Here is a 24,128-nt window from a genome sequence, read left to right as displayed (position 1 = left end):
TGAGACCCGCGTCTCGGCGCGGCGTTGTCGAAGCAGTGATCTCAAGGTTGAGATACCGGGATAATCGCGCTCGTTCCGGTCTTGGTTCCAATATCAATAGCGCCGCAAGGCCGCTAGGAGAAAGCTATTCAGCACGATCTGCATGGGCGTGTCGCCCATCTGCTGGCGACCGCGATTCTGCGCGGCGACTATGCGCCCGATTCGATCCTGCCGCGCGAAGCGGAGTTGATGGAGACGTTCGGCGTGAGCCGCACGGTATTGCGCGAGGCGTTGCGCACGCTGACGTCGAAAGGCCTGATCGAATCGCGTCCGCGCGTGGGCACGCGCGTGCGGCCGAAACGCGCGTGGAACCTGCTCGATGTCGATGTGCTCGACTGGTACTCGCGGGTCGCCGAGCCGATGGCGTTCGCGCTCAAGTTGCAGGAAATGCGCGAGATGATCGAGCCGTATGCCGCGAGTCTGGCGGCGGCCTCGCACACGGACGACACCTTCTACGCACTCGCCGCAGCCCATGCAGCGATGGTAGCGGCGCGCAATGTCGACGAATGGGTGCGCGCCGATCTGCAGTTTCATCTAAGCGTGCTGACCGCGTGCAGCAACGAATTGCTGATTCCGCTCGGCACGTTGATCGAGCGCACGCTCGAAGCACAACTGCGCCTGAACGCGAAACGCGCGGACGTGTTCAATGCGTCGCTGGCCGAGCATACGGCGGTGTTCGAAGCGATTCGCGATCGCGACGCCGGTGCCGCGCGCACGGCGATGGCAGGACTGTTGAGTGTGACGCGCGGGCGGATCGAGAGCTAGGGGCGGCGGCGCCGCGGCTGAGCACGGCGACGTGCCACGTGGTCGGGCGGCGGTGGATCGATTCTGCGCCGCGTGTCAATCCATCGCCGCGTGCGCCACCGACGCATCCGCCGCCTTGTGCGCGGGGCGGATCAACAACAGAAGCGGAATAACGAGCAGCGTCGCCATGAACATCAGCTTGAAGTCGTTCAGATAGGCGATCATCGACGCCTGCTGGGTGATCGACGCGTTCAGTGCGGCCATGTCGTAGTTCGAGCCGCTATTGAGCATTGGCTGGATAGCGGGATTGAAGGGCGTGATATTCGCCGCGAGGTCCGCATGCGAGACCTGCGTGTTGCGCGTCATCAGCGTTTGCACGATCGAAATGCCGATACTGCTGCCGATATTGCGCATCAGGCTGTACGTCGCGGTGCCGTCAGCGCGCAGTTCTGGCGTGAGCGTCGAGAAGGTCAGCGCGCTCAGCGGCACGAACACGAGACCGAGCCCGAAGCCCTGAATCACCCCAGGCCAAACGATGTCCGATGCCGACAGCACGATCGTGTACTGCATCATCTGCCAGAGCGCGAACGCCGAGATCAGAAAGCCCGCGAGCAGCAGAAGCCGCGCGTCGATCCGCTTCAGCAGGCGCCCCGCGAACAGCATGGCGACCATCGTGCCCGCGCCGCTCGGCGCAGTGACGAGGCCGGTGGTCGCGACCGGATAGTTCATCAGGTTCTGCAGCATGGGCGGCAGCAACGCGCGCGTCGCATACATCACCGCGCCGATCACGAAGATGAAAAACGTGCCTGTGGCGAAGTTCGGGTCCTTCAGCAACTCGTATTTGAAGAACGATTTTTTGCCGACCGTTGCCGTATGCACGAGGAAGAAAGCGAAGCTGATGGCCGCGAGCAACGCCTCGATAACGATTTCATTCGAACCAAACCAGTCGAGCTGCTCGCCGCGATCGAGCATGGCCTGCAAACCGCCGATGGCGAGACCAAGCGTGGCGAAGCCGAACGCGTCGAACTTCGCGTCGTGTTTCGGCTCGCGCGAAGGCAGGAAGGTCGCCACGCCGAACAGCGCGAACGCGCCGATCGGCACGTTGATGAAAAACACCCAGCGCCAGTTGTAGCTGTCGGTGAGCCAGCCGCCGAGCGTCGGTCCGAGAATCGGTCCGACCATCACGCCCATGCCCCACACCGCCATGGCCTGGCCCTGCTTTTCGCGCGGGTTGATATCGAGCAGGATGGACTGCGACAGCGGCACCAGCGACGCGCCGAAAATCCCCTGTAGCAAACGCGACGCGACGATTTGCGTGAGCGTCTCCGACAAACCGCACAGCGCCGACGACACCGTGAAGCCGCCGATCGCGAAGATCAACAGACGCTTGACGCTGAGCCGGTCGGACAGCCAGCCGGTGAGCGGCGTGGCGATCGCGGCGGCGACGATGTACGAGGTCAGCACCCACGTGATCTCATCCTGCGACGCGGACAGCGTGCCCTGCATATGCGGCAGCGCCACGTTGGCGATCGTGCTGTCGAGCGTCTGGATCAACGTCGCCAGCATGATCGAGATGGTGATCATCGGCCGGTTGAGCGGCGCGGCGGCGCTGGCGGCCGGAGTGTCGGAAGACATGAATGAGCGGAGGTCGTCGATATAGTAAGCATGCTTAGTATATCGGTTGCGCGCATGCTTGCCATCGGGAATTATGCGGAGCCTGAATTGCGCCCTTTTCAACGCTGAAAAACGAAGGCCTTTCGTATAATTCGCGCATGAAAACCCAACTCGATGAGCGCTTCGGCTTTCTGATTTCCGACGTCGGCCGCCTGACAGGCAAGCGTTTCGACGACCTCGCGAAGTCTTCAGTCGATCTGACGCGCGCGCAGTGCCGTGTGCTGGCGTACCTCGCGCACTACGGCGACACCAATCAGGCGCGGCTCGCGGACCTGCTCGAGGTCGCGCCGATTTCGGCGGGCCGTTTGCTCGACCGGATGGAAGAGGGCGGCTGGATCGAGCGGACTGCCAATCCGCAGGACCGCCGCGAGCGCCAGGTGCACATGACGCCGAAGGCCGAGCGCACGCTCGGCAAGGCGCGCAAGGTCGGCGACGAAGTCGCGCTCGAAGCGCTGAACGGCTTCACCGATGAGGAAGCGAAGCAGTTGATCGCGTTGTTGCAGCGGGTGCGGGGGAATCTGAGCCGCTTGGTGGATCGGTGACAGGCGGCGCGCGGTTGGTTGAGCGGGGTGTTGACTGCGCCGGCGCCGGCCTCAAGCCGTAGCTTCACAGTCTGAAGGTCGGCGCAGCGCGTGCGGTTGACGGCGCGCTTCGGCACGCCGTGCGCCGGCTACTTCGACTCGGGAGTCCCCGACGCTCCCGACGGCGGCACCAGTTCGAAACATGCCGGCGGCGCGACGGATGTTCTCGTTTTCGCGTCGGGCTGCTGCGGGTCGATACATTTGAAGGCGCTCTGATCGCGCTGGACGAAAATCGTGTCGGCCGGGCCAGAACTGCCATGCGCGCCATTCACGACGGCGACGATCTTGTAGCCGTCCTGCAGCAGCGTGGACAGCGTGGTCGCGCTGGTGCGCCACTGACTGTCGGGCGGTGTCTGAGCCCGAGCGGCGAATGCGGCAGTGCCGCTGAGAAACGCGATGGAAGCGGTAGCCACGGCAAGCGCGGCGGTGCGGAACGTCATCAAGAAACCTCCTTGAAGTTGCTGTAGTTGCAGTTCGGAAAGCCAAAACAAAAAAGCCGCTGAACCTTGCGGATCAGCGGCTTTTTCTTGCAACTGGTGGCGAATCAGGGACTCGAACCCCGGACCTGCGGATTATGATTCCGTCGCTCTAACCAACTGAGCTAATTCGCCGAAAGAAGCGAGATTATGCGGATGGCGCCGGAGGCTGTCAACCCCCGGCGCGCAACTTTTTCAAGAAGCTGTTCCGGCCATCAGACGTTTCAATCCTTCGCGTAGATGTCCGAGTCCTTGGTTTCCCGGACGAACAGCATGCCGATCACGAAAGTGACGAGCGCGATCACGATCGGATACCACAGTCCCGAAAAGATATTGCCCTTCGCCGCCACGATCGCGAAGGCGGTGGCCGGCAGGAAGCCGCCGAACCAGCCATTGCCGATGTGATACGGCAGCGACATCGACGTGTAGCGGATGCGCGTCGGGAACATCTCCACCAGCATCGCCGCGATCGGGCCGTAGACCATCGTCACATAGATCATCATGATCGTCAGGATCACCACGGTCATTGGCCAGTTGATCTGCGTGGGATCGGCCTTCGGCGCATAACCGGCGGTCTTCAGCGTCGTCGAGAGCGTCTTGTCGAAGGTCTTGGCTTGATCCTTGGCGTCCGCGGCCTTGCCGTCATACGTGTTGATCACCGTATCGCCGACCTTGATCTCCGCCAGCGTGCCCGCCGGGGCGGCGACGTTCTCGTAGTTCAAGCCGGCCTTCGAAAGCGCGCTCTTGGCGATGTCGCAGGAACTCGTGAACTTCGAGGTGCCGACCGGGTTGAACTGGAACGAGCACTCGTCCGGATTCGCGATCACGACGATCGGCGCCTTCGCGGTCGCTGTTTCCAGCGCCGGGTTGGTGTAGTGCGCCAGCGCCTTGAACAGCGGGAAGTACGTGCACGCGGCGATCAGCAGGCCGGCCATGATGATCGGCTTGCGGCCGATACGATCCGACAGCGAGCCGAAGAACAGGAAGAACGGCGTGCCGATCAGAAGCGCGATCGCGATCATGATGTTGGCGCTGCTGCCGTCCACCTTCAGCGTTTGCGTCAGGAAGAACAGCGTGTAGAACTGGCCCGTGTACCAGACCACGGCCTGGCCGGCGGTGAGGCCGATCAGCGCGAGAATCACGATCTTCAGGTTCTTCCACTGGCCGAAGGCTTCGGTCAGCGGCGCCTTGGAGGTCTTGCCTTCGGCCTTGATGCGCTCGAACACCGGCGATTCATGCAGTTGCAGACGAATCCACACCGACACAGCCAGCAGGAGGATCGACACAATGAACGGAATGCGCCAGCCCCAGGCGCCGAACGCGTCCTCGCCCATTGCCGTGCGCACGCCGAGAATCACCAGCAGCGACAGGAACAGTCCGAGCGTGGCGGTCGTCTGGATCCAGGCCGTGTAGAAGCCGCGGCGTCCCGCCGGCGCATGTTCGGCCACGTAGGTGGCGGCGCCGCCGTACTCGCCGCCGAGCGCGAGGCCTTGCAGCATCCGCATCGCGATGAAGATCACCGGCGATGCAAAGCCGATCGCCGCGTAGCCCGGCAGGAAGCCGACGAGGAACGTCGACAGGCCCATGATCACGATGGTCACGAGGAACGTGTACTTGCGCCCGACCATATCGCCGAGCCGCCCGAACACGATCGCGCCGAACGGCCGGACCGCGAAGCCGGCCGCGAAGCTGAGCAGCGTGAAGATGAACGCGGCTGTCGGATTGACGCCGGAGAAGAAGCTCTTGCTGATGAAGGCCGCAAGCGAGCCGGCCAGATAGAAGTCGTACCACTCGAAAACCGTACCCAGCGACGATGCGAAGATCACCCGCTTCTCTTCGCGCGTCATCGGCACGTGCGAGATTTGCCCGCCAACGGTAGCCATATGTCGTCTCCAATATTGATATGCACGCGGTCCGCCGGTAACGGCGTTCCCGTGGAACCGATTATTGGAGTGGAAACTTACGGCGTACTGACGTGGCGAGGTGAAATTGCAGCGTGACGCGTGTTGTGGGTTTTGTCCAACACGCGCCGATCTGGCGTCAAGCTCGCCCAATTTGCCATCAAGTTATCTCAATATGGAGATGGCGAATTTGCCGGCTCAAGTCGCGTTAGGGTAAGTCCCGCCCCGTCCGTGCACGTGCAAGCTGACGCGTACGAGCGTGCCGGCAAGCCGCGGCGAGGTTTGATAGACGTTGTCGTCGATCGTCAGCTCGCCTCCGTGCATGGTTGCGATCTCGCGGACGATCGCGAGTCCGAGGCCGCTGCCGTCACCTTCGCGGCCGAGAATCCGGTAAAAGCGCTCGATCACCCGCGAACGCTCGGCGACCGGAATGCCGAGCCCGGTGTCCTCGACTTCCAGATGCACGAGCCGTGCCGGTGCGTCATGCCTGACCCTGACGGTGATGCGCCCGCCCGGCGGCGTATAGCGGATGGCGTTGTCGATCAGATTCGACAGCATTTCGCGCAACATGACCGGATTGCCGTCCACTTCGACCGGCTCTTCAGGCGCTTCGTAGCCCAGATCCATCTGCTTGGCGAGCGCGGCCTGAACCCAGTCGCGCACGGCATGGCGCGCGACTTCCGTCACCTCGACCGGCGTGAAAACCTGCCCCGACATGCGGTTCTCGGCGCGCGCCAGCGCCAGCAACTGCGTGACGAGCCGCGCGGCTTGCTCCGAGCTGGTGGCAATCTGCTCGAGCGAGCGATGCACTTCCGCGGAGGCGTCCTGGCGCAGCGCCAGTTCGGCCTGGGTACGCAGGCCGGCTAGCGGCGTTTTCATCTGATGCGCGGCGTCGGCGATAAAGCGCTTTTGCAGTTCCATGTTCTGTTCGAGGCGCGTCAGCAGATCGTTGAACGAGGTCACGAGCGGCTCGATTTCCGGCGGCGCGCGGCGTGCTTCAAGCGGTGACAGGTCGTCCGGACGGCGCGCGCGGATATGCGCCTGCAGCGCGTGCAGCGGCGCGAGACCGCGCGAGAGCCCAAACCACACCAGCAGGATCGCGAGCGGCAGGATCACGAACTGCGGCAGGATCACGCCTTTGATGATGTCGTTGGCGAGCTGGCTGCGTTTGTCGAGCGTTTCGGCGACCTGCACCAGCACCGGCTGCGCACCGGGCGTCTGCGGAAACTCGACGGTCGTATAGGCGACGCGGATATCGTTGCCGCGCAGCACGTCGTCACGAAATTCGACGAGACCCGGCTGCGGCCGGTCTTCCTCGTGCGGCAGCGGCATGTCGCGCTCGCCGCCCACCAGTTCGCCGCGCGTGCCGAGTACCTGATAGAACACGCTGTCCACATTGTCCGCGCGCAGAAAGTCGCGCGTGGAGTCGGGCAGCGTCAGTTCCGCCACGCCGTTGACCGGGTGAATCTGGCGCGCGAGCACGTACGCGTCGGTTTCGAGCGCGCGGTCGAACGGGCCGTTCGCGATCGACTTGGCGACCAGATACGTGACCGCGAGGCTCATCGGCCAAAGCAGCAGCAGCGGCGCCAGCATCCAGTCGAGAATCTCGCCGAACAGCGAGCGCGGGCGTGCCTCGGCGGCGGCTTCGGTTTCGTCGGGCGGGGCGAACGGATTGGCGTAGCGCTCGTCGCGCGCTTCGTCGAGGTCCGCCGCGTGCGCCGTAGCGCGGTCTGCGCGCGCGGACATGGGCGTCCTCTATTTGTAGTGATGGCTCGCCGGCATCGCACCGGACGGCGGCGAGGCGGGCGGCTCGGGTTCGGCGGGCGGGGGCGTGGTCATGGCGTTCGCGCTCGTGGTCGCCGGCGACGCCGCTTTCTCGAGGCAATAACCAAGACCGCGCACGGTGATGATGCGCACGCCGCTCGGTTCGATTTTCTTGCGCAGGCGGTGCACGTAGACCTCGATCGCGTTGTTGCTGACTTCCTCCCCCCATTCGCACAGGTGATCGACGAGTTGTTCCTTGGAGACCAGGCGTCCGATCCGTTGCAGCAGCACTTCGAGCAAACCCAGTTCGCGCGCCGACAGATCAATCACCTGCTCGTTGACATAGGCGATCCGGCCGACCTGGTCGAACGACAGCGAGCCGTGCCGCACGACCGTCGGCCCGCCACCGGCGCCGCGCCGGGTCAGGGCGCGCACGCGCGCTTCAAGTTCGTTCAGTGCGAAGGGTTTGGCCATGTAATCGTCGGCGCCGAGGTCGAGGCCCTTGACACGTTCGTCGACGCTGTCCGCGGCGGTCAGGATCAGCACCGGCATATTGGAATTGCGCGCGCGCAGGCGGCGCAACACCTCGAGGCCGGACATGCGCGGCAGGCCCAGATCGAGAATCAGCAGGTCGAAAGTTTGCATCGACAGCGCGGTGTCGGCCTCGACGCCGGTCTTCACGTGATCGACGGCATAGGCCGATTGGCGGAGTGATCGAACCAGACCATCCGCGAGTATGCTGTCGTCTTCGGCAATCAGAATTCGCATGGTGCGCCAGCCTGGCCTTGCCGGCACCGCGGGTATCCCCCGGCGCACAGCGGTCTCCGAAAATTATTGTGGGTAGTTGGGCAGCGCGACGGTAAAAATGCGCGTTCGCATGAGAATCGTGCTTGCCAAAACTACTGTTTTTTTATACAGTGTCTGGGTTTCGTGTGCTGTCCTTCAAAAGTGGGCTGCACATCTGCCTCAGACGCCGTTCATCATAGCAAAGGACGATTCATGGAAGAAAGCAAGAAAGGCTCGGCTGGACTGACTGCTGAAAAGAGCAAGGCACTCGCTGCCGCACTCGCGCAGATCGAAAAGCAGTTCGGCAAAGGGTCGGTCATGCGGCTCGGCGCAGGTGAGGCGGTCGAAGATATCCAGGTGGTCTCAACCGGATCGCTCGGCCTCGACATCGCGTTGGGCGTCGGCGGTTTGCCGCGTGGCCGTGTGGTCGAAATTTATGGCCCGGAGTCGTCCGGTAAAACCACGCTGACGTTGCAGGTCGTCGCCGAAATGCAGAAGCTCGGTGGCACGGCGGCGTTTATCGACGCGGAACACGCGCTGGACATCCAGTACGCGGGCAAGCTCGGCGTGAACGTGAACGACCTGCTGGTTTCGCAGCCGGATACGGGTGAACAGGCGCTCGAAATTGCCGACGCACTGGTGCGTTCGGGCTCGATCGACATGATCGTGATCGACTCGGTCGCGGCCCTCGTGCCGAAGGCTGAAATCGAAGGCGAAATGGGCGACTCGCTGCCGGGTCTGCAAGCGCGTCTCATGTCGCAGGCGCTGCGCAAGCTCACCGGCACGATCAAGCGTACGAACTGCCTCGTGATCTTCATCAACCAGATCCGCATGAAGATCGGCGTGATGTTCGGCAACCCGGAAACCACCACGGGCGGTAACGCGCTGAAGTTCTACGCATCCGTGCGTCTGGACATTCGCCGTATCGGTTCGATCAAGAAGAACGACGAAGTGATCGGCAACGAAACGCGCGTGAAGGTGGTGAAGAACAAGGTTGCGCCACCGTTCCGCGAAGCGATTTTCGACATTCTGTACGGCGAAGGCATTTCGCGTCAGGGCGAAGTCATCGACCTGGGCGTGCAAGCCAAGATCGTCGACAAGGCCGGCGCGTGGTACAGCTACAGCGGCGAACGGATCGGTCAGGGCAAGGACAACGCGCGTGAATTCCTGCGCGAAAATCCGGATATCGCTCGCGAGATCGAAAACCGTATCCGTGAATCGCTGGGCGTGAACGCCATGGCTGAAGCCGTCACTGGTGCAGCCGCTGAAGTCGCGGGCGAAGAAGAGTAACCGTCACGTGATACGCAAGGGCCGGCCGTTGTCCGATTCCGGACGCCACGCGGACGGCCCGCGTGATGCAGACGACGAGTCGTTCGATCCATTCGAATCGTTCGACGCGCACGACCGCGCTGCGGGCCGCAATCCGCAGCGCGCGCAGTTTGAATCCTCCCCGCCGGTAGGCTCGGATCCCTCCGAAACCACCTACACCCGCTCGCGTCGCGTCCCAGGCGAAGCGAAACCCGGGCAAGACGAAGCCAAAAAATCCCAACGCCCAGCACGGTCGCTGAAGGGCCGCGCGCTCGGCTATTTGTCCCGCCGCGAATACAGCCGCACCGAGCTGGCGCGCAAGCTGAAGCCTTTCGTCGAGGAAACCGACTCGCTCGATACCGTGCTCGACTCGCTGGAAGCCGAGAACTGGCTATCCGATTCGCGCTTCGCAGAAAGCCTGATTCATCGTCGCTCGTCGCGCTTGGGCGCGAGCCGGATCGTCGGCGAATTGAAGCAGCATTCTGTCGACCAGACGCTCGTCGAAGAGGCCAGCGCGCAATTGCGCGAAACCGAACTCGCGCGTGCGCATGCCGTCTGGCAAAAGAAATTTGGCCGACTTCCCGAGACGCCCGCCGAGCGGGCAAAACAGCAGCGCTTTCTGGCTTCGCGCGGCTTTTCGGGCGCTACGATCGGCAAAATTCTTAAGGGAATGGACGAGGAGTGAGGCGGCGAGTAAGCGCGCCGTCCTTTACTCGCGTACAAACCCTTTGAGACAGCTCGTCCCCTCTCAGCCGCGCGCGGCGCGGTCGTGCGCATTCCGACCTGTCTCAAATACCCAGTATGCTAAAATTCGTGGGTTTTCCAATCCGGCCTTTCCTCCCGCATGCCGCTCTCCCCGCCAGTGTCCCGTCAGTTGCGCCATCGTCGCGCAATCAGAGCGGAAGCCTATGAGCGAGCCGATGGCCTGTGGGATGTGGAAGCGTGCTTGACCGACGAAAAACCGCGCGATGTGGTGCTTGCGTCGGGCGTCCGGCCCAATGGTCAGCCGATCCATGAACTCTGGCTTCGCATCACCATCGATCGCAAGCTCAATGTCGTCGACGCCGAGGCGTCGTCCGACTGGGTGCCCTATCCTGGTTTGTGCCAAATCAGCAATCCCGCCTACCGTGCCCTCATCGGGCTCAATCTCCGTCAAAACTTCCGTCGTGAGTCTGCCCGTTTGCTGGGCGGCACGGTCGGTTGCACGCATCTCACCGAGTTGTGCGCGATCCTGCCGACCGCCGCGATTCAGGCATTCGCCGGCGACGTGTGGAACACCGGTGACGGCACTTCGGGCGCGAACGCAGGTTCAGGAGACGAATCGTCCAATAGCACAGGCGAGCATTCCAACGATAAACCGCCATTCCAGCTGGGACGCTGCCACGCGCTGCGTTTCGACGGCGAGGCGGTGCAGCAGTTTTATCCGCGCTGGTATGGCCACGCGCCGCGTTCAGCGGATCGCGCGGCATCGTCAGGCGACGGGGCAGTCCGCCAGACAGGCGAGGGCGGCAACGCGCCCGGCATGAACGACGGCAGCGGAAACGAAGTTCAATCCAACTCTCAGACTGAAGGGAATCACGCATGAAGATTCACGAGTACCAGGGTAAGGAAATCCTGCGGAAATTCGGCGTCGCGGTACCGCGCGGCAAGCCGGTCTTCTCGGTGGATGATGCGGTCAAGGCCGCGGAAGAGCTCGGCGGCCCGGTATGGGTCGTGAAGGCTCAGATCCACGCGGGTGGCCGTGGCAAGGGCGGCGGCGTGAAGGTCGCCAAGTCGCTGGATCAGGTTCGCGAGTACTCGAACCAGATCCTCGGCATGCAGCTCGTCACGCACCAGACCGGCCCGGAAGGCCAGAAGGTGAATCGTCTGCTGATCGAAGAAGGCGCTGACATCAAGAAGGAACTGTATGTCGGCCTCGTGATCGATCGCGTGTCGCAGAAGATCGTCGTGATGGCATCGAGCGAAGGCGGCATGGACGTCGAAGAAGTCGCGGAAAAGACGCCTGAGCTGATCCACAAGATCGCTGTCGACCCGGCAACCGGTCTGAAAGACGCCGAAGCCGACGAGCTCGCCACGAAGATCGGCGTGCCCGCCGCTTCGCTGCCGCAAGCGCGCGCGATCCTGCAAGGCCTGTACAAGGCATTCTGGGAAACCGACGCATCGCTGGCCGAAATCAACCCGCTGATCCTGACCGGCGACGGCAAGGTCATCGCGCTGGACGCCAAGTTCAACTTCGATTCGAACGCACTGTTCCGTCATCCGGAAATCGTCGCGTATCGCGATCTGGACGAAGAAGATCCGGCTGAAGTCGAAGCGTCGAAGTTCGACCTCGCGTACATCTCGCTCGACGGCAACATCGGCTGTCTCGTGAACGGCGCTGGCCTCGCAATGGCAACGATGGACACCATCAAGCTGTTCGGCGGCGAACCGGCGAACTTCCTGGACGTGGGCGGTGGCGCCACGACCGAGAAGGTCACGGAAGCGTTCAAGATCATGCTGAAGAACCCGAACCTGACCGCGATTCTGGTCAACATTTTCGGCGGCATCATGCGCTGCGACGTGATCGCGGAAGGCGTGATCGCGGCGTCGAAGGCCGTCTCGCTGAAGGTGCCGCTCGTGGTCCGCATGAAGGGCACGAACGAAGACCTCGGCAAGAAGATGCTCGCTGAATCCGGCCTGCCGATCATCGCGGCGGACAGCATGGAAGAAGCGGCTCAGAAGGTCGTCGCGGCCGCATCGGGCAAGGCGTAAGCCGAGTCCGCTAGCTGTTGCGAGACGCTTTTTCCAGGTAACCAGGATTACGAATGGCGGCGTGCAAGCGACGCGGGCGAGAACATTCCGCCTCGCGGCGCCACCGCATGACGCCAAACGAACAGAGGTCAATACATGTCGATTCTGATTAACAAAGACACCAAGGTCATCACGCAGGGCATCACCGGCAAGACCGGTCAGTTCCACACGCGTGCTTGCCGTGAATATGCAAACGGCCGCGAAGCGTACGTTGCAGGCGTGAACCCGAAGCGCGCAGGCGAAGACTTCGAAGGCATTCCTATCTACGCTAGCGTCGCTGAAGCCAAGGCTGAAACGGGCGCGACCGTGTCGGTGATTTACGTTCCGCCGGCAGGCGCTGCTGCTGCGATCTGGGAAGCGGTCGAAGCCGATCTGGATCTGGCGATCTGTATCACGGAAGGCATTCCTGTCCGTGACATGATCGAGCTCAAGGCTCGTATGCGTGCCGAAAACCGCAAGACGCTGCTGCTCGGACCGAACTGCCCGGGCACGATCACGCCGGACGAACTGAAGATCGGCATCATGCCGGGTCACATCCACCGCAAGGGCCGCATCGGCGTCGTGTCGCGTTCGGGCACGCTGACGTACGAAGCAGTCGGCCAATTGACGGCGATCGGCCTCGGCCAGTCGTCGGCAGTCGGTATCGGCGGCGACCCGATCAACGGTCTGAAGCACATCGACGTGATGAAGATGTTCAACGACGATCCGGAAACGGACGCCGTCATCATGATCGGCGAGATCGGTGGTCCGGACGAAGCGAACGCTGCTGAATGGATCAAGGGCAACATGAAGAAGCCGGTGGTCGGCTTCATCGCTGGCGTTACGGCGCCTCCGGGCAAGCGCATGGGCCACGCCGGCGCGCTGATCTCGGGCGGTGCTGACACCGCTGAAGCGAAGCTGGAAATCATGGACGCTTGCGGCATCAAGGTCACCAAGAACCCGTCGGAAATGGCGCGTCTTCTGAAGGCGATGCTGTAAATCGAAATTCGCGCGCTGTCACGGCGCGTTTTTTGATACGCTTACGAAGCCCTTTCGTGAGCGTGCGGTTCTAAAAGCGGGGGAGTGTAGACTCCCCCGCTTTTTTATTGGCCGCGCGTCGGATTTCTTCTTATTCTTTCAATCATGCTCGAGTTCTTCGCCACGCTCCATTGGGGCGCTGTCATCCAGATCATCATCATCGACATTTTGCTGGGTGGCGACAATGCCGTCGTGATCGCACTGGCCTGCCGCAATTTGCCGCCGTCCCAGCGCACGAAGGGCGTGCTGTGGGGCACGGCGGGCGCCATCGTGCTGCGCGTGGCGTTGATTGCGTTTGCGGTCGCGCTGCTCGACGTGCCGTTGCTGAAATTCGCGGGCGGGCTGTTGCTGCTGTGGATCGGCGTGCGTCTGATGGCGCCGGCGCAGGACCCGCATGAGAACGTCAAGCCGGCCGACAAGCTGATGTCGGCGATCAAGACGATCATCGTCGCGGACGCGGTGATGAGCCTCGACAACGTGATCGCGATCGCAGGCGCGGCTGAGGCCGCCGATCCCGAACACCGGATCGCGCTAGTGATTTTCGGCCTGGTGGTGAGCATTCCGCTGATCGTGTGGGGCAGCCAGCTGGTTCTCAAGCTGCTCGACCGCTTTCCGATCGTCATCACGCTCGGCGCCGCATTGCTGGGCTGGATCGCGGGCGGCCTGATCATCAACGACCCGGCCGGCGACCGTTGGCCGATCCTCGATACGCCGTGGGCCGAATACGGCATGAGCATCGCCGGCGCGTTGTTCGTCGTGGTGCTCGGTTATCTGCTCAAGCGCCGCAACGCCCATCGCGCGGCGGCTTGAGACGCGTTCCCGCGCAGGCATGAGTCAAAACGCTGCAACGTTAGCCGTTCGGCTGACTGTCTGACACGAACGCCGCTGGCTACGATTGAAACGCCTGTTCCCGATCCGTGGGGCAGGCGTTTTTCGTTTCAGGAGCCTGCCGATGATCGTCACTTTGCCTTATTCTCCTTACTCCCAATCTTCGCAGTCCCCGCGCTCGAGATTTTGCCGAACGGCCTGGTCCGCGCGGCTTGCGCGCGCCTGCCGACGCCTCGGCTTCGGTTTCACGCTGATCGAACTGATGATCGTGCTGGCCATCGTCGGTGTGATCGCGGCCTATGCGATTCCCGCGTATCAGGACTATCTGGCTCGCAGCCGCGTCGGCGAGGGGCTGTCGCTGGCGGCGTCCGCGCGGCTGGCCGTCTCTGAGAACGCCGCGAGCGGCAACGCGTTCAGCGGCGGTTACGCGTCGCCGCCCGCCACCCGCAACGTCGAGTCCATTCGGGTCGACGACGACACCGGCCAGATCACCGTCGCGTTCTCGACGCGCGTCGCGCCCGCGGGTTCGAACACGCTCACGCTCGTGCCATCGGTGCCTGACAATGTGGATGCGCCAACCGCGCGCATCGCGTTGAGCAAGGGCGGAGTGCAGGCGGGCGCGCTCACGTGGGAATGTTTCGCGGGCGGCAAAGCGGCGTCCTCGCTGCCGGCGCCGGGTGCCGGGCCGGCACCCGCCGATGCGCTCACGTTGCCGTCGAATCTCGCCCCACCCGAGTGCCGTTCATGAACGAGTGCGACATGAGCGCGCGATGACCGCGAGAGCGGGGCGGCGTCGCAGTCGTCCGCACGTAAAAGGCTGATTTTCGGGATATTTCAGCCCGGCCGGCGCACAGCAGGAGAATTTTTTTGTATAGTGCGCCGGTTGCTGACGCCCACCGGTTACTCGATGCCCACCCCTTTCGCGCGCTACCTGTCTTTCATTCTGTTGGCTCTCGCGTTGGTGCTGCCTTATGCAGTTGTCAACCATACGTATCCGATTCCCACCTTTTACGCTGAATTCACCGCGCTTGCCCTGTATCTGCTGACCGGCGCTGGCGTCGTGCTGCTGGTGGCGAGCGCCAGGCCGCGCGTGACGTTCGCGTCGCCGGTGGTCGCGCTGGTGCCCTTGCTGTTCGGGCTGCTGCTGGTGGCGCAGTCGGTGGTGTTGCCGGTCACGCAACCGTCGATGAACTGGCTCGGCGGCGGCTATCTGCTGGCGGCCTTCATGGCGACGCATGCCGGTTATGGCTTCACGCGCGCCAAGCTCAACGAGACCGCGTTGCGCTGGGCGGCCGGGGCGTTGATCGTCGGCGGGCTGTTTGCGGTGTTTTGCCAGATCATCCAGTTGTTTCACCTCGAAGTGCGCGTGTCGCCGCTCGTCGTCGCCTATAACGTGACCGTCGAGCGCCGGCCGTTCGGCAACATGGCTCAGGCCAATCACCTCGCCACCTATATCGCGTTTGCGATGGCGGGGGCGCTGTTCCTCGTGCAGACGCGGCGGATTGCCGTCAGCATCTGGTTCCTCGTGTCGACGATTTTCGCGGTCGGCCTCGCGCTGACCGTGTCGCGCGGCCCGTGGCTGCAGATGGGCGTGATCGTGGTGGCGGGTTTCTGGATGGCGTTCGCGCAGACCCGCGACCCGTTGCAACTACGCCGCAGCAATCGCGAATGGATCATTCCGATCGTGCTGGCCGTGCTGTTTTTCGTGATCAACGCGCTGATTCGCTGGGCCAACGTTCACTATCACCTGGAGCTCGGACAGTCCGCCGCGGAACGCTTTCAGGATGCCGGCCAGATCGCGCCGCGCCTCGCGCTGTGGAAGTACGGCTGGACGATGTTCAAGACGCATCCGTTGCTGGGCGTCGGTTGGGGCGAATTTCCGAGCTATCAGTATGAGTTTGCGAAGTCGCTCGGCGGCGTCGAGATCGCCAACAATTCGCACGACATCTTCATCGACCTGCTGGCTAAGACCGGCTTGATCGGCCTCGCAATCGTGCTGTTTGGCCTGATTACCTGGCTCGTACGCGTGGTGCGCGCGCCGCAAAGCTCGGCGCGCGTGTTCGGCATTGCGCTGATCGGTGTGCTGGTCATGCACGCGCTGGTCGAATATCCGCAGCAGTACATGTTCTTCCTGTTGCCGGCCATGTTCGTGTTCGGCCTGCTGGAAACGCGGCCGCTGCGCCTCGTGCCCGCACGCCTGTCGTTCGGCGCGTTTGCCGTGGTGGTGTTCGGCGGTTTGGCCGCGCTGTATCCGGTGTATCGCGACTACGCGCGCGCCGAGGTGCTGTACTACGGCTCGCGTCCCGCCGAGCAATATCGCGCGGACCCGTCGTTCCTGTTCCAGGCGTGGGGCGAATATGGTCTGGCGACGCTTTTGCCGATGAATTCGACGGATCTGCAACACAAGCTCGCCATGCACAAACAGGCGATGGCGCTGCTGCCGGGCGAAACCGTGTTGCGTCGGTATGCGGTGTTGCAGGCGTTGAACGGCGATCAGGCCGCGGCACTCGATACTATCGAACGCCTGAAGATTTTCGCCACGGAACTGAAGGACTGGCCGTCGCAACTGAGCTACGTGTACCAGCTTTGCGACGAGCAGAAAACGCTGACCGGTTTCAAGGCGGAACTGGTCAAGCGCTACGGCATGCCGTCGGGCGACGTCAATGAGGACGACGACAGCGACGAGGAATGAGCCGCCGCGTTTGTTTCAAAGATTCAAAGCTTTAAAGGTGGGGCGGGGCGATGACGTTCGCAGTCGTCAACCCGCCACCCAATCCCCCGATTTCCCGCCGTGCTTCTCCAGCACCTTCACATCGGTGATCGTCATGCCGCGATCCACCGCCTTGCACATGTCGTACACGGTCAGTAGCCCGACCTGCACGGCAGTCAGCGCTTCCATTTCCACCCCCGTTCGACCCAGCGTTTCAACCTGCACCGTGCAATGCACGCCCGGCAACGTGTCATCGAGTTCGAAATCCACCTTGACGCGCGTCAGCGCGAGCGGATGGCAGAGCGGGATCAGATCGGCGGTGCGCTTCGAACCTTGAATCGCGGCAATCCGCGCAATGCCGATCACGTCGCCCTTCTTGGCGTTGCCGTCGCGAATCAGCGCGAACGTCTCCGGCAGCATGCGAATCGAGCCACGCGCAACCGCGATGCGCTTGGTCTCCTGCTTGCCGCCGACGTCCACCATATGCGCCTGGCCGGCGGCGTCGAAGTGAGTGAGTTCAGGCATGGTTGGGCTCCTTCAGAGGGCGCCTATCATAGCAGTGCGGCAAAGGCGCACGGCGGCGGCACTGCGGTTACGAGGACCAAAGCGCCGCGCGTCGTCACCCGCCGTCGGCGCAGGCGGCGCGGCAATCGGCCGGACGCCGAAATCCTTGTGACACGAATCACATGAATTTCCGCGACGACTGATTACAATTGCCCTATGCCCGCTATCTTAGTCCGAGCGGCGGGCGTCGCTTTTCGACTTCGTCATATCGACCTCGCGATGCGTGCGAAACGGTTCCTTGCTGCGTTGTTGTCTGTCGCGCTGGTGGCGCCGCCGGGCGCGTTTGCGCAATCGCACGGCGTGTCGAGTATGGCGCTCAACACGTTGCCCGCCGAACCACCGTTGGTCAGCGGCCCGGCCGATGCCTACGCCGATCCGCTCGTGCCGCCCGATATCGCGCAAGGCGTGTTCGGCGTCTACGGTGGAGCGCAGAGCCGCTTCTCGGGCAATACCGGCGTGAATACCAATTGGCGCACGCCGATCGTCACGCAGCAATTACCCGATCTCGGCAACGGTGGCTCCGGTTCGCTTACACCGCAGGCCGAACGCCAGCTCGGCGAGCGCGTGATGCGCGAGTTGCGCCGCGACCCCGACTATCTCGACGACTGGCTTGTGCGCGACTATCTGAACTCGGTCGCCGCGAAGCTTGCTGCGGCGGCGAGCGCGCTCTACCTGGGCGGATATCGTCCGGACTTCGATCTGTTCGCGGTGCGCGACCCGCAGATCAACGCCTTCTCGCTGCCTGGCGGTTTTATCGGCGTGAACACCGGTCTGATCGTGGCCACGCAGACCGAGTCCGAGTTGGCATCGGTCCTGGGGCACGAAATGGGACACGTCTTGCAGCGGCACATTTCGCGCATGATCACGACCGGCGAACGCAGCACCTATGCGGCGCTCGCCGGGCTGTTGTTCGGTGTGCTCGCCGGCGTGCTCGCGCATAGCGGCGACCTGGGCAGTGCGATTGCGATCGGCGGCCAGGCGTATGCGGTCGACAACCAGTTGCGTTTCTCGCGTTCCGCGGAGCACGAGGCCGACCGCGTCGGCTTTCTGCTGCTAGCCGGCGCCGGCTACGATCCCTACGCGATGACAACCTTCTTCGGCCGGCTCGATCGTGCCGCGATGAGCGATACGGGCATTCCGGCGTATGCGCGCACCCATCCGCTGACCGGCGAACGGATTGCCGACATGGAGGACCGTGCGCGCCGCGCGCCTTACCGGCAACCCCATCAATCGGCCGAATATGGTTTCGTGCGGGCTCGGGCGCGTCTGCTGCAGGACCGCTCGCGCAGCGAGTATGGCGACGAGATTTCGCGCTTGCGCTCCGAGATCGAGGACCGCACGGCGGTGAACGTGGCGGCGAACTGGTACGGCATCGCGTACGGACAGATGCTGCTCGAGCGTTACGACGACGCGGCGGCGTCGCTGGCGTCGTCCCGCGCTGCGTTCGCGACGGGCGAGCAGGCCGAGGGCGGCACGGCGCGCAGTTCGCCGAGCCTCGACGTGTTGGCCGCCGACATCGCGCGGCGAGCCGGCCGCGACGATGAGGCCGCGCGTCTGGCGGAGCTGGCGCAGAAGCGCTGGCCGCAGTCGAATGCCGCAATCGACATGCATATCCGCACCTTGCTGACCTTGCACCGCTTTGCCAATGCTCAGGCGCTTGCGCAAAAAGAGACACTTGCCCAGCCCGATCAGCCTGCCTGGTGGCTGTATCTGGCACAGGCTAGCGCGGGCACGGGCGACGCGTTGACACAGCATCGGGCGATGGCTGAGAAGTTCGCACTCGAGGGAGCGTGGCCTTCGGCGATCCGGCAATTGAAGGACGCGCGCGATCTGAAGACAATTGGCTACTACGACCTCGCGACCGTCGACGCGAGGCTGCATGAGATGGAGAGCCGCTACAAGGAGGAGCGGCTGGATGAGAAAAGTTAGATCTTGCCTGCAGTTTCGCTCGTTTGCGAACCGGCCTCGATCGACCAGCCCGTGCACAGGCTAGTGCTTAAGCGCCAGCGGCTGCCGGACTCGGCACAAATTTAAACCGCGCAGCCACATCGCCTCGCCGCACAGCCTGCAGCGGCAACACAATCTGGTTGTTCCAGCGAAACTCACCGCTCATCGAGTCGTCCGCCAGCGTTGCGTGATCGGAGAACACCTCGAGATCGTGGTCATGCAAAACCGCGATTCTCGGCGGCGTCGCGCTATCGGTAAACAGAATCCCGCCTTCCTCATCCACGAACACGGCTGCGGGCTCGAACGCGCCGCCGGCTTGATCCTGCAAAACAAGCGTGCCGCCGGCATCGGTATCCGCATCGGCTGACAACCTCACCACCCACGGCGTATAGCCCAACTCGACATACACGCGCTGCGGGCCGTTCTGGAAAAACCACTGTCCGCGCTCGTCGGCGCCGTAATTCCGGTTGATGAACCCGAGCAACGCTTCATGGCGGATCGGCGTGCCCGGCGAACCGCTGGCCTGCGCGGCCTCGTCGCGCATGCGCCAGTTGCCGCGCCTATCCAGCATCAGCCACCCAGTGCAACTCGGTACATTCGGCCACTTGGCCAGGGCCTGCTTGACGATGTCATCCATGATCGACGTGTCGCTCCAGATAGCCGAACACGCGCCGCGACAGCCAGTCGATGCGGCCCGGAAACGGCCCGGTCATAAAGCCGGCGTGGCCGCCGTGCTTGGGTTGGTCGAGTTCCACGGCCGCCGACACTTCATGCCGCGACGGCAACGCCTCAGCCGGCAGGAACGGGTCGTTGCGCGCGTTCAGCACCAGCGTCGGCACCTGAATGTGCGGCAGCAGCGGACGCGTGGTCGCCGTGCTCCAGTAGTCGTCGGTATCGCGAAAGCCGTGCACTGGCGCGGTCACCGCGTTGTCGAACTCGTACATGGTGCGGCTCGCCAGCATCGCATCTCGGTCGAACAGGCCAGGAAACTGCACCAGCTTCTGTTCGGCCTTCTGCTTGAGCGTCTTCAGGAAGCTGCGCGTGTAGACGAGGCCGAAGCCCTGCGACAACGCGCGGCCGCCGGCATGCACGTCGATGGGCGTCGAGATCGCCGCGGCGGCCGAGATCACCGACGCGGCATCCTCGCGCCGTTCACCCAGCCAGCGCAGCAGCACGTTGCCGCCGAGCGACACGCCGGCGGCCACGACCGGCCCGCGATGCGCGGCGCGCAGGCGCCGCAGCACCCAATCGACTTCGTTGCTGTCGGCGAGATGATAGAAGCGCGGCATCCGGTTCAGCGCTCCGCTGCAACTGCGAAAGTGCGGCACGACGCCGTGCCAGCCGTATTCGCGCGCGGCCGCCATCAACGAAGCAGCGTAGTGCGAGCCGGAGCTGCCTTCGAGGCCGTGAAACAGCACGAAGAGCGGGGCGGTGTCGGCGGGAATGTGAGGCGAAGCGCCGGGCGTGAGCGCGGATCCAGGCTGGCCGTCATGCTGCACCCAGTCCAGATCGATGAAATCGCCGTCGGGCGTGTCCCAGCGCTCGCGTCGAAACGAGACCGCGGGGCGGCGCGCGAACAGCGACGGAACGATGGTTTGCGCATGCCGGTTCGGCAGCCAGAGCGGCGCACGGTAGAGCAACTCGACGGTGGCTTCGACAGTCGCCTCGACGGCGGCCGCGGCGCGTGCCGTGCCCGACGGAGCGGATTGATCGTGCGTCGTGCCCAAAAGGGACTTCCTGCGGGGCGTGCTCATGCCTGCTTCAAAACAAAAAAGTAAAACGCGCGGCGCGCGTCAGTGCAGCGACCCCTGGCCGTGCCGCATCTTCGTGGCGAACTGGCTGGCGGCCTCGTTAGGCATCGGACTCGCGTGAATGTGCGCGATGCGCCATTCGCCGCGTTCGTGGACCATCACGTAAGTGGTGAACACCATGGCGGGCGTGGCTTTCGGGTCAGCCGGCCGGTGCGCTTCGGCAATCGCGTAGACCACGGTGCCGAGGCTGTCGTAGACACGGATATCGAGCGGTTCGATAAAAACCGGCGCGGTTTCGAGCTGGATCTGCAAGCCGGCGCGAATGCTGTCGAGGCCGTGCAGGTGGGAGCCGTCGGCGCAGATGCAGCTCACGAACTCTTCATCGATCCACAGACCCATCAAGCTGTCGATATTGACCTCGGCGACGGCCTGGTAATAGGCGTTGAGGGTATCGGCGGCGGCTTCGAAGATATGGGCAAAACGTGGCATGGCTCGTCAGTCTCTTGTGCGCGGCGCGCGGTTGCGGGACAGCGGTCAGCGGGACAGTCCGGGGCACCGGACCATCGCACCCGAGCGCCAGAATGCCCGCGCCGCAAGGCGCGAACATGACGCGACGCGCTCAGGGGCGTGCGGTGTTGCGTGCAAGTGTCAGCGGTGCCGGCGGGCTCAGCGTTGCGCGAGCAACATACCGCGCAAATCACCGAATACCTGCTCGGCGCTCAACTGCTTCAGGCAGTTCAGATGACCGAGCGGACACTCGCGCTCAAAACAGGGGCTGCATTCGAGATGAAGCCATTGTACCTTCGCAAGCTCGGACAAGGGCGGCGTATGGCGCGGATCGGTCGAACCGTACACGGCCACGAGCGGCCGGCGCAGCGCGGCGGCCACGTGCATCAGGCCGGAGTCGTTGGTGACGACCGCATTGGCGCGCGAGATCAGCGCGCACGCCTCGCCCAGCGCGGTCTGGCCGCACAGATTGCGCACGTTCGGCGCTCGCTCGGCGATGGCCTGCGCGAGCGGCGCATCTTTTGGCGAACCGAGCGCGACGATCTGCGTGTACGGGAACGACTGGCCGACGATTTGCGCGAGCGACGCAAAGTGTTCGGGCGGCCAGCGCTTGGCCGGGCCGTATTCGGCGCCCGGACAGAACACCAGCAGTGGTACGCGCGTGTCGAGATTGAAGCGCGCGGAGACGCGCGACGCTTCGTTCAGGTCCGCGTCGAGCCGCGGCATCGGCAGATCGTCGGGCACCTTGGCGCCGGGCGCGTAGGCGAGGGCGGCGTATTGGCCGACCATCGGCGGGCGCTCGTCCTTGCGCGGATTCGCGTGACGCACGTTCAACAGACCGTAGCGGCTTTCGCCGGTATAGCCGATGCGCAGGGGAATGCCCGCCATCCACGGAATCAGCGCCGACTTGAGCGAATTCGGCAGCACGTAGGCGGCGTCGTAGCCCACGTCGCGCAAGTCGCTCGCCAGCTGCCAGCGGCGCAGCATTTGCAGCTTGCCGTGCGCGAGATCGGTGGCGTAGACGTCGCGGATTTCCGGCATGCGTTCGAGCACGGGCGCAACCCACGAGGGTGCGACCGCGTCGATGACGATGCGCGGATGCAATTTCACGAGGCGCGCAAACAGCGGCTGCGCCATCAATGCGTCACCGATCCAGTTCGGTGCGATAACCAACGCGCGACGCATCAGAGTGAGTGTCCGGTGTCGAAACGAAGCCCCGCACAAGCCTTGCGCGGGGCATTCGGATAAGTAAAAGGGGAAAAGCCGCAAGCCGCGTGGCGCATTCCCGGCATGGCCGGAGACGCCGCAGCGGCGGCCCTGCTGTGACGTGTTTGCATTCGGACCGGGCTGCGCGTTCGCTTTCGCGTTGGCGTGATCACCGTGTGCTGCGCACTCGCAACTGGTCCGTCGAACGACAAGCCAGGCCGCGCAACATGCAATCGATCACGAAGCGAACCGCGCAACCCAACCCGCCACGAAGCGGCGAGCCGATCCGGCAAGCAGCGCCACAAGCAATCAGTGCTCAGTGTGCCGTGTTCAATGACCCTTGACGACTTCGCCGTCGCGCAGCTTGTAACGCGTGCTGCAGTATGGGCACTTGGCTTCGCCGTGCGTGACGTCGATAAAGACGCGCGGATGCGCGCTCCAGCGCGGCATGGCCGGATTCGGGCAGTACGCCGGCAGGTCTTTTGCCGACAGTTCGACCAGCGGCATTTCCTTGATTTCGCTCATGAGACGTTCTCGTTGTATGCAGGGTGCGTGCGGTGCGCCGGTAAAGCCGGTGCAGCGCGCGTTAAATCTTGGTGAGCCAGTTCGCGTACTTGTCGCTCTTGCCGTTCACGATGTCGAAGAAGCCCGCTTGCAGCTTCTCCGTGATCGGGCCGCGTGCGCCCGAGCCGATCGTGCGGTTGTCGAGTTCGCGAATGGGCGTCACTTCGGCGGCGGTGCCGGTGAAGAACGCTTCGTCGCAGGTATAGACCTCGTCGCGCGTGATGCGCTTTTCGATCACCTGGATGCCCGCGTCGCGCGCCAGCGTGATGACCGTGTCGCGCGTGATGCCGTCGAGGCACGACGCGAGGTCCGGCGTGTACAGCTTGCCGTTGTTCACGAGGAAGAAGTTCTCGCCCGAGCCTTCCGACACGTAGCCGTCCACGTCGAGCAGCAGCGCTTCGTCGTAACCGTCGGCGATGGCTTCCTGGTTGGCGAGGATCGAGTTCACGTACCAGCCCGACGCCTTGGCGCGGACCATCGACACGTTCACGTGGTGGCGCGTGAACGACGAGGTCTTCACGCGGATGCCCTTGGCGATGCCGTCTTCACCGAGGTAAGCGCCCCACGGCCAGGCGGCGATCGCCACGTGGATGGTGTTGCCCTTGGCCGACACGCCGAGCTTTTCCGAGCCGACCCAGATGATCGGGCGCAGGTAGCAGGACTCGAGCTTGTTTTCGCGGACCACTTCGCATTGCGCGGCAGCGAGCGTTTCGTGGTCGAAAGGCACGTCCATCTGGAAGATCTTGGCCGAGTTCAGCAGACGCTTGGTGTGTTCCTGCAGACGGAAAATCGCGGTGCCGCCGTCCGCCGTCTTGTAGGCGCGCACGCCCTCGAAGACGCCCATGCCGTAATGCAGCGTGTGGGTGAGCACGTGGATCTTGGCATCGCGCCAGTCGATGAGCTTGCCATCCATCCAGATCTTGCCGTCGCGGTCGGCCATTGACATACGATTCTCCAGCGGGTGCGTTATG

Annotated in this window: 23 protein-coding genes and 1 tRNA gene; 11 read left to right on the top strand and 13 right to left on the bottom strand. The window is 63.6% G+C overall.

From position 1 onward, the window contains the following. The first annotated feature begins 126 nt into the window (after positions 1-126). Positions 127-804 (top strand): FadR/GntR family transcriptional regulator, encoded by a 678-nt coding sequence (locus tag PQR32_RS15680; protein ID WP_408228249.1) that lies wholly within the window; start codon positions 127-129, stop codon positions 802-804. Between the two features lie 75 nt (positions 805-879). Here the strand turns inward: PQR32_RS15680 and PQR32_RS15675 are convergent, their stop codons facing one another. Then, positions 880-2,418, bottom strand: coding sequence for a DHA2 family efflux MFS transporter permease subunit (locus PQR32_RS15675; protein WP_408228216.1), 1,539 nt, complete (start codon positions 2,416-2,418; stop codon positions 880-882). Positions 2,419-2,555: 137 nt separating this feature from the next. Here PQR32_RS15675 and PQR32_RS15670 point away from each other — a divergent pair, with 137 nt between their 5' ends. Further along, positions 2,556-2,999 carry a MarR family winged helix-turn-helix transcriptional regulator gene (locus PQR32_RS15670; protein WP_007180479.1) on the top strand — a complete coding sequence of 148 codons (444 nt, stop codon included), beginning with the start codon at positions 2,556-2,558 and terminating at the stop codon, positions 2,997-2,999. A 128-nt stretch (positions 3,000-3,127) separates the two neighbouring features. Here PQR32_RS15670 and PQR32_RS15665 read toward each other — a convergent pair whose 3' ends face one another. From PQR32_RS15665 to PQR32_RS15645, 5 genes are all read right to left on the bottom strand, one after another. Further along, on the bottom strand, positions 3,128-3,478 hold the full coding sequence (locus tag PQR32_RS15665) for a hypothetical protein (RefSeq protein WP_408228212.1): 351 nt from the start codon (positions 3,476-3,478) through the stop codon (positions 3,128-3,130). A 94-nt stretch (positions 3,479-3,572) separates the two neighbouring features. After that, a tRNA-Met gene (locus PQR32_RS15660) sits at positions 3,573-3,649 on the bottom strand. A gap of 89 nt (positions 3,650-3,738) precedes the next feature. Next, positions 3,739-5,397 carry an MFS transporter gene (locus tag PQR32_RS15655; protein WP_408228209.1) on the bottom strand — a complete coding sequence of 553 codons (1,659 nt, stop codon included), beginning with the start codon at positions 5,395-5,397 and terminating at the stop codon, positions 3,739-3,741. Between the two features lie 216 nt (positions 5,398-5,613). Then, on the bottom strand, positions 5,614-7,161 hold the full coding sequence (locus PQR32_RS15650; protein WP_408228206.1) for a sensor histidine kinase: 1,548 nt from the start codon (positions 7,159-7,161) through the stop codon (positions 5,614-5,616). A 9-nt stretch (positions 7,162-7,170) separates the two neighbouring features. Then, positions 7,171-7,947, bottom strand: a complete 777-nt coding sequence (locus PQR32_RS15645) for a response regulator (RefSeq protein WP_408228203.1) — start codon at positions 7,945-7,947, stop codon at positions 7,171-7,173. Between the two features lie 231 nt (positions 7,948-8,178). Here PQR32_RS15645 and recA point away from each other — a divergent pair, with 231 nt between their 5' ends. The 8 genes from recA to PQR32_RS15605 all read left to right on the top strand — a co-directional run bounded on the left by recA (position 8,179) and on the right by PQR32_RS15605 (position 16,600). After that, positions 8,179-9,255 carry a recombinase RecA gene (recA, locus tag PQR32_RS15640; protein WP_408228200.1) on the top strand — a complete coding sequence of 359 codons (1,077 nt, stop codon included), beginning with the start codon at positions 8,179-8,181 and terminating at the stop codon, positions 9,253-9,255. Positions 9,256-9,262: 7 nt separating this feature from the next. Further along, a complete protein-coding gene (gene recX / locus PQR32_RS15635) occupies positions 9,263-9,958 on the top strand; it encodes a recombination regulator RecX (RefSeq protein ID WP_408228197.1) in 696 nt (231 codons plus the stop codon). Between the two features lie 159 nt (positions 9,959-10,117). Continuing rightward, positions 10,118-10,858 (top strand): DUF2889 domain-containing protein, encoded by a 741-nt coding sequence (locus tag PQR32_RS15630; RefSeq protein WP_408228194.1) that lies wholly within the window; start codon positions 10,118-10,120, stop codon positions 10,856-10,858. Further along, on the top strand, positions 10,855-12,024 hold the full coding sequence (gene sucC, locus PQR32_RS15625) for an ADP-forming succinate--CoA ligase subunit beta (RefSeq protein WP_408228191.1): 1,170 nt from the start codon (positions 10,855-10,857) through the stop codon (positions 12,022-12,024). Before PQR32_RS15630 ends, sucC begins: the two co-directional genes overlap by 4 nt. Positions 12,025-12,159: 135 nt before the next feature. Beyond that, positions 12,160-13,041 carry a succinate--CoA ligase subunit alpha gene (gene sucD, locus PQR32_RS15620; RefSeq protein ID WP_085487621.1) on the top strand — a complete coding sequence of 294 codons (882 nt, stop codon included), beginning with the start codon at positions 12,160-12,162 and terminating at the stop codon, positions 13,039-13,041. Between the two features lie 144 nt (positions 13,042-13,185). Then, complete coding sequence (locus PQR32_RS15615) at positions 13,186-13,890, top strand: TerC family protein (protein ID WP_408228188.1); 705 nt, start codon at positions 13,186-13,188, stop codon at positions 13,888-13,890. Between the two features lie 142 nt (positions 13,891-14,032). Beyond that, a complete protein-coding gene (locus tag PQR32_RS15610; protein ID WP_408228185.1) occupies positions 14,033-14,656 on the top strand; it encodes a pilin in 624 nt (207 codons plus the stop codon). A 159-nt stretch (positions 14,657-14,815) separates the two neighbouring features. Beyond that, positions 14,816-16,600, top strand: coding sequence for a PglL family O-oligosaccharyltransferase (locus PQR32_RS15605; protein WP_408228182.1), 1,785 nt, complete (start codon positions 14,816-14,818; stop codon positions 16,598-16,600). A 66-nt stretch (positions 16,601-16,666) separates the two neighbouring features. Here PQR32_RS15605 and moaC read toward each other — a convergent pair whose 3' ends face one another. Further along, positions 16,667-17,143 carry a cyclic pyranopterin monophosphate synthase MoaC gene (gene moaC / locus PQR32_RS15600; RefSeq protein WP_408228179.1) on the bottom strand — a complete coding sequence of 159 codons (477 nt, stop codon included), beginning with the start codon at positions 17,141-17,143 and terminating at the stop codon, positions 16,667-16,669. 258 nt (positions 17,144-17,401) lie between these two features. Here moaC and PQR32_RS15595 point away from each other — a divergent pair, with 258 nt between their 5' ends. Further along, the gene (locus PQR32_RS15595; RefSeq protein WP_408228177.1) at positions 17,402-19,111 is read left to right on the top strand and encodes a M48 family metalloprotease; all 1,710 of its coding nucleotides are present in this window, start codon (positions 17,402-17,404) and stop codon (positions 19,109-19,111) included. A 67-nt stretch (positions 19,112-19,178) separates the two neighbouring features. On the opposite strand, the gene PQR32_RS15590 is transcribed toward PQR32_RS15595, so the two are convergent. The 6 genes from PQR32_RS15590 to PQR32_RS15565 form a co-directional block, all read right to left on the bottom strand. Beyond that, complete coding sequence (locus PQR32_RS15590) at positions 19,179-19,766, bottom strand: DUF2946 family protein (protein ID WP_408228174.1); 588 nt, start codon at positions 19,764-19,766, stop codon at positions 19,179-19,181. Then, a complete protein-coding gene (locus tag PQR32_RS15585) occupies positions 19,759-20,883 on the bottom strand; it encodes a YheT family hydrolase (protein WP_408228171.1) in 1,125 nt (374 codons plus the stop codon). The genes PQR32_RS15590 and PQR32_RS15585 overlap by 8 nt, the downstream gene beginning before the upstream one ends. Before the next feature lie 39 nt (positions 20,884-20,922). Beyond that, positions 20,923-21,369: a nuclear transport factor 2 family protein gene (locus PQR32_RS15580; RefSeq protein ID WP_408181847.1), complete on the bottom strand. Its 447-nt coding sequence runs from the start codon at positions 21,367-21,369 to the stop codon at positions 20,923-20,925. 177 nt (positions 21,370-21,546) lie between these two features. Further along, positions 21,547-22,572: a lipopolysaccharide heptosyltransferase II gene (gene waaF, locus PQR32_RS15575; protein ID WP_408228168.1), complete on the bottom strand. Its 1,026-nt coding sequence runs from the start codon at positions 22,570-22,572 to the stop codon at positions 21,547-21,549. Between the two features lie 351 nt (positions 22,573-22,923). Continuing rightward, positions 22,924-23,118 carry a zinc-finger domain-containing protein gene (locus tag PQR32_RS15570; protein ID WP_007180502.1) on the bottom strand — a complete coding sequence of 65 codons (195 nt, stop codon included), beginning with the start codon at positions 23,116-23,118 and terminating at the stop codon, positions 22,924-22,926. Positions 23,119-23,179: 61 nt separating this feature from the next. Then, positions 23,180-24,103 (bottom strand): branched-chain amino acid transaminase, encoded by a 924-nt coding sequence (locus PQR32_RS15565; RefSeq protein WP_408228165.1) that lies wholly within the window; start codon positions 24,101-24,103, stop codon positions 23,180-23,182. Between the last annotated feature and the right edge of the window lie 25 nt (positions 24,104-24,128).

Source organism: Paraburkholderia dipogonis (genome assembly GCF_046027395.1).
GTDB classification, from domain to species: domain Bacteria; phylum Pseudomonadota; class Gammaproteobacteria; order Burkholderiales; family Burkholderiaceae; genus Paraburkholderia; species Paraburkholderia dipogonis_A.
Note: the sequence above shows the minus strand (reverse complement) of the source record. Positions and strands in the feature narration are given on the sequence as shown.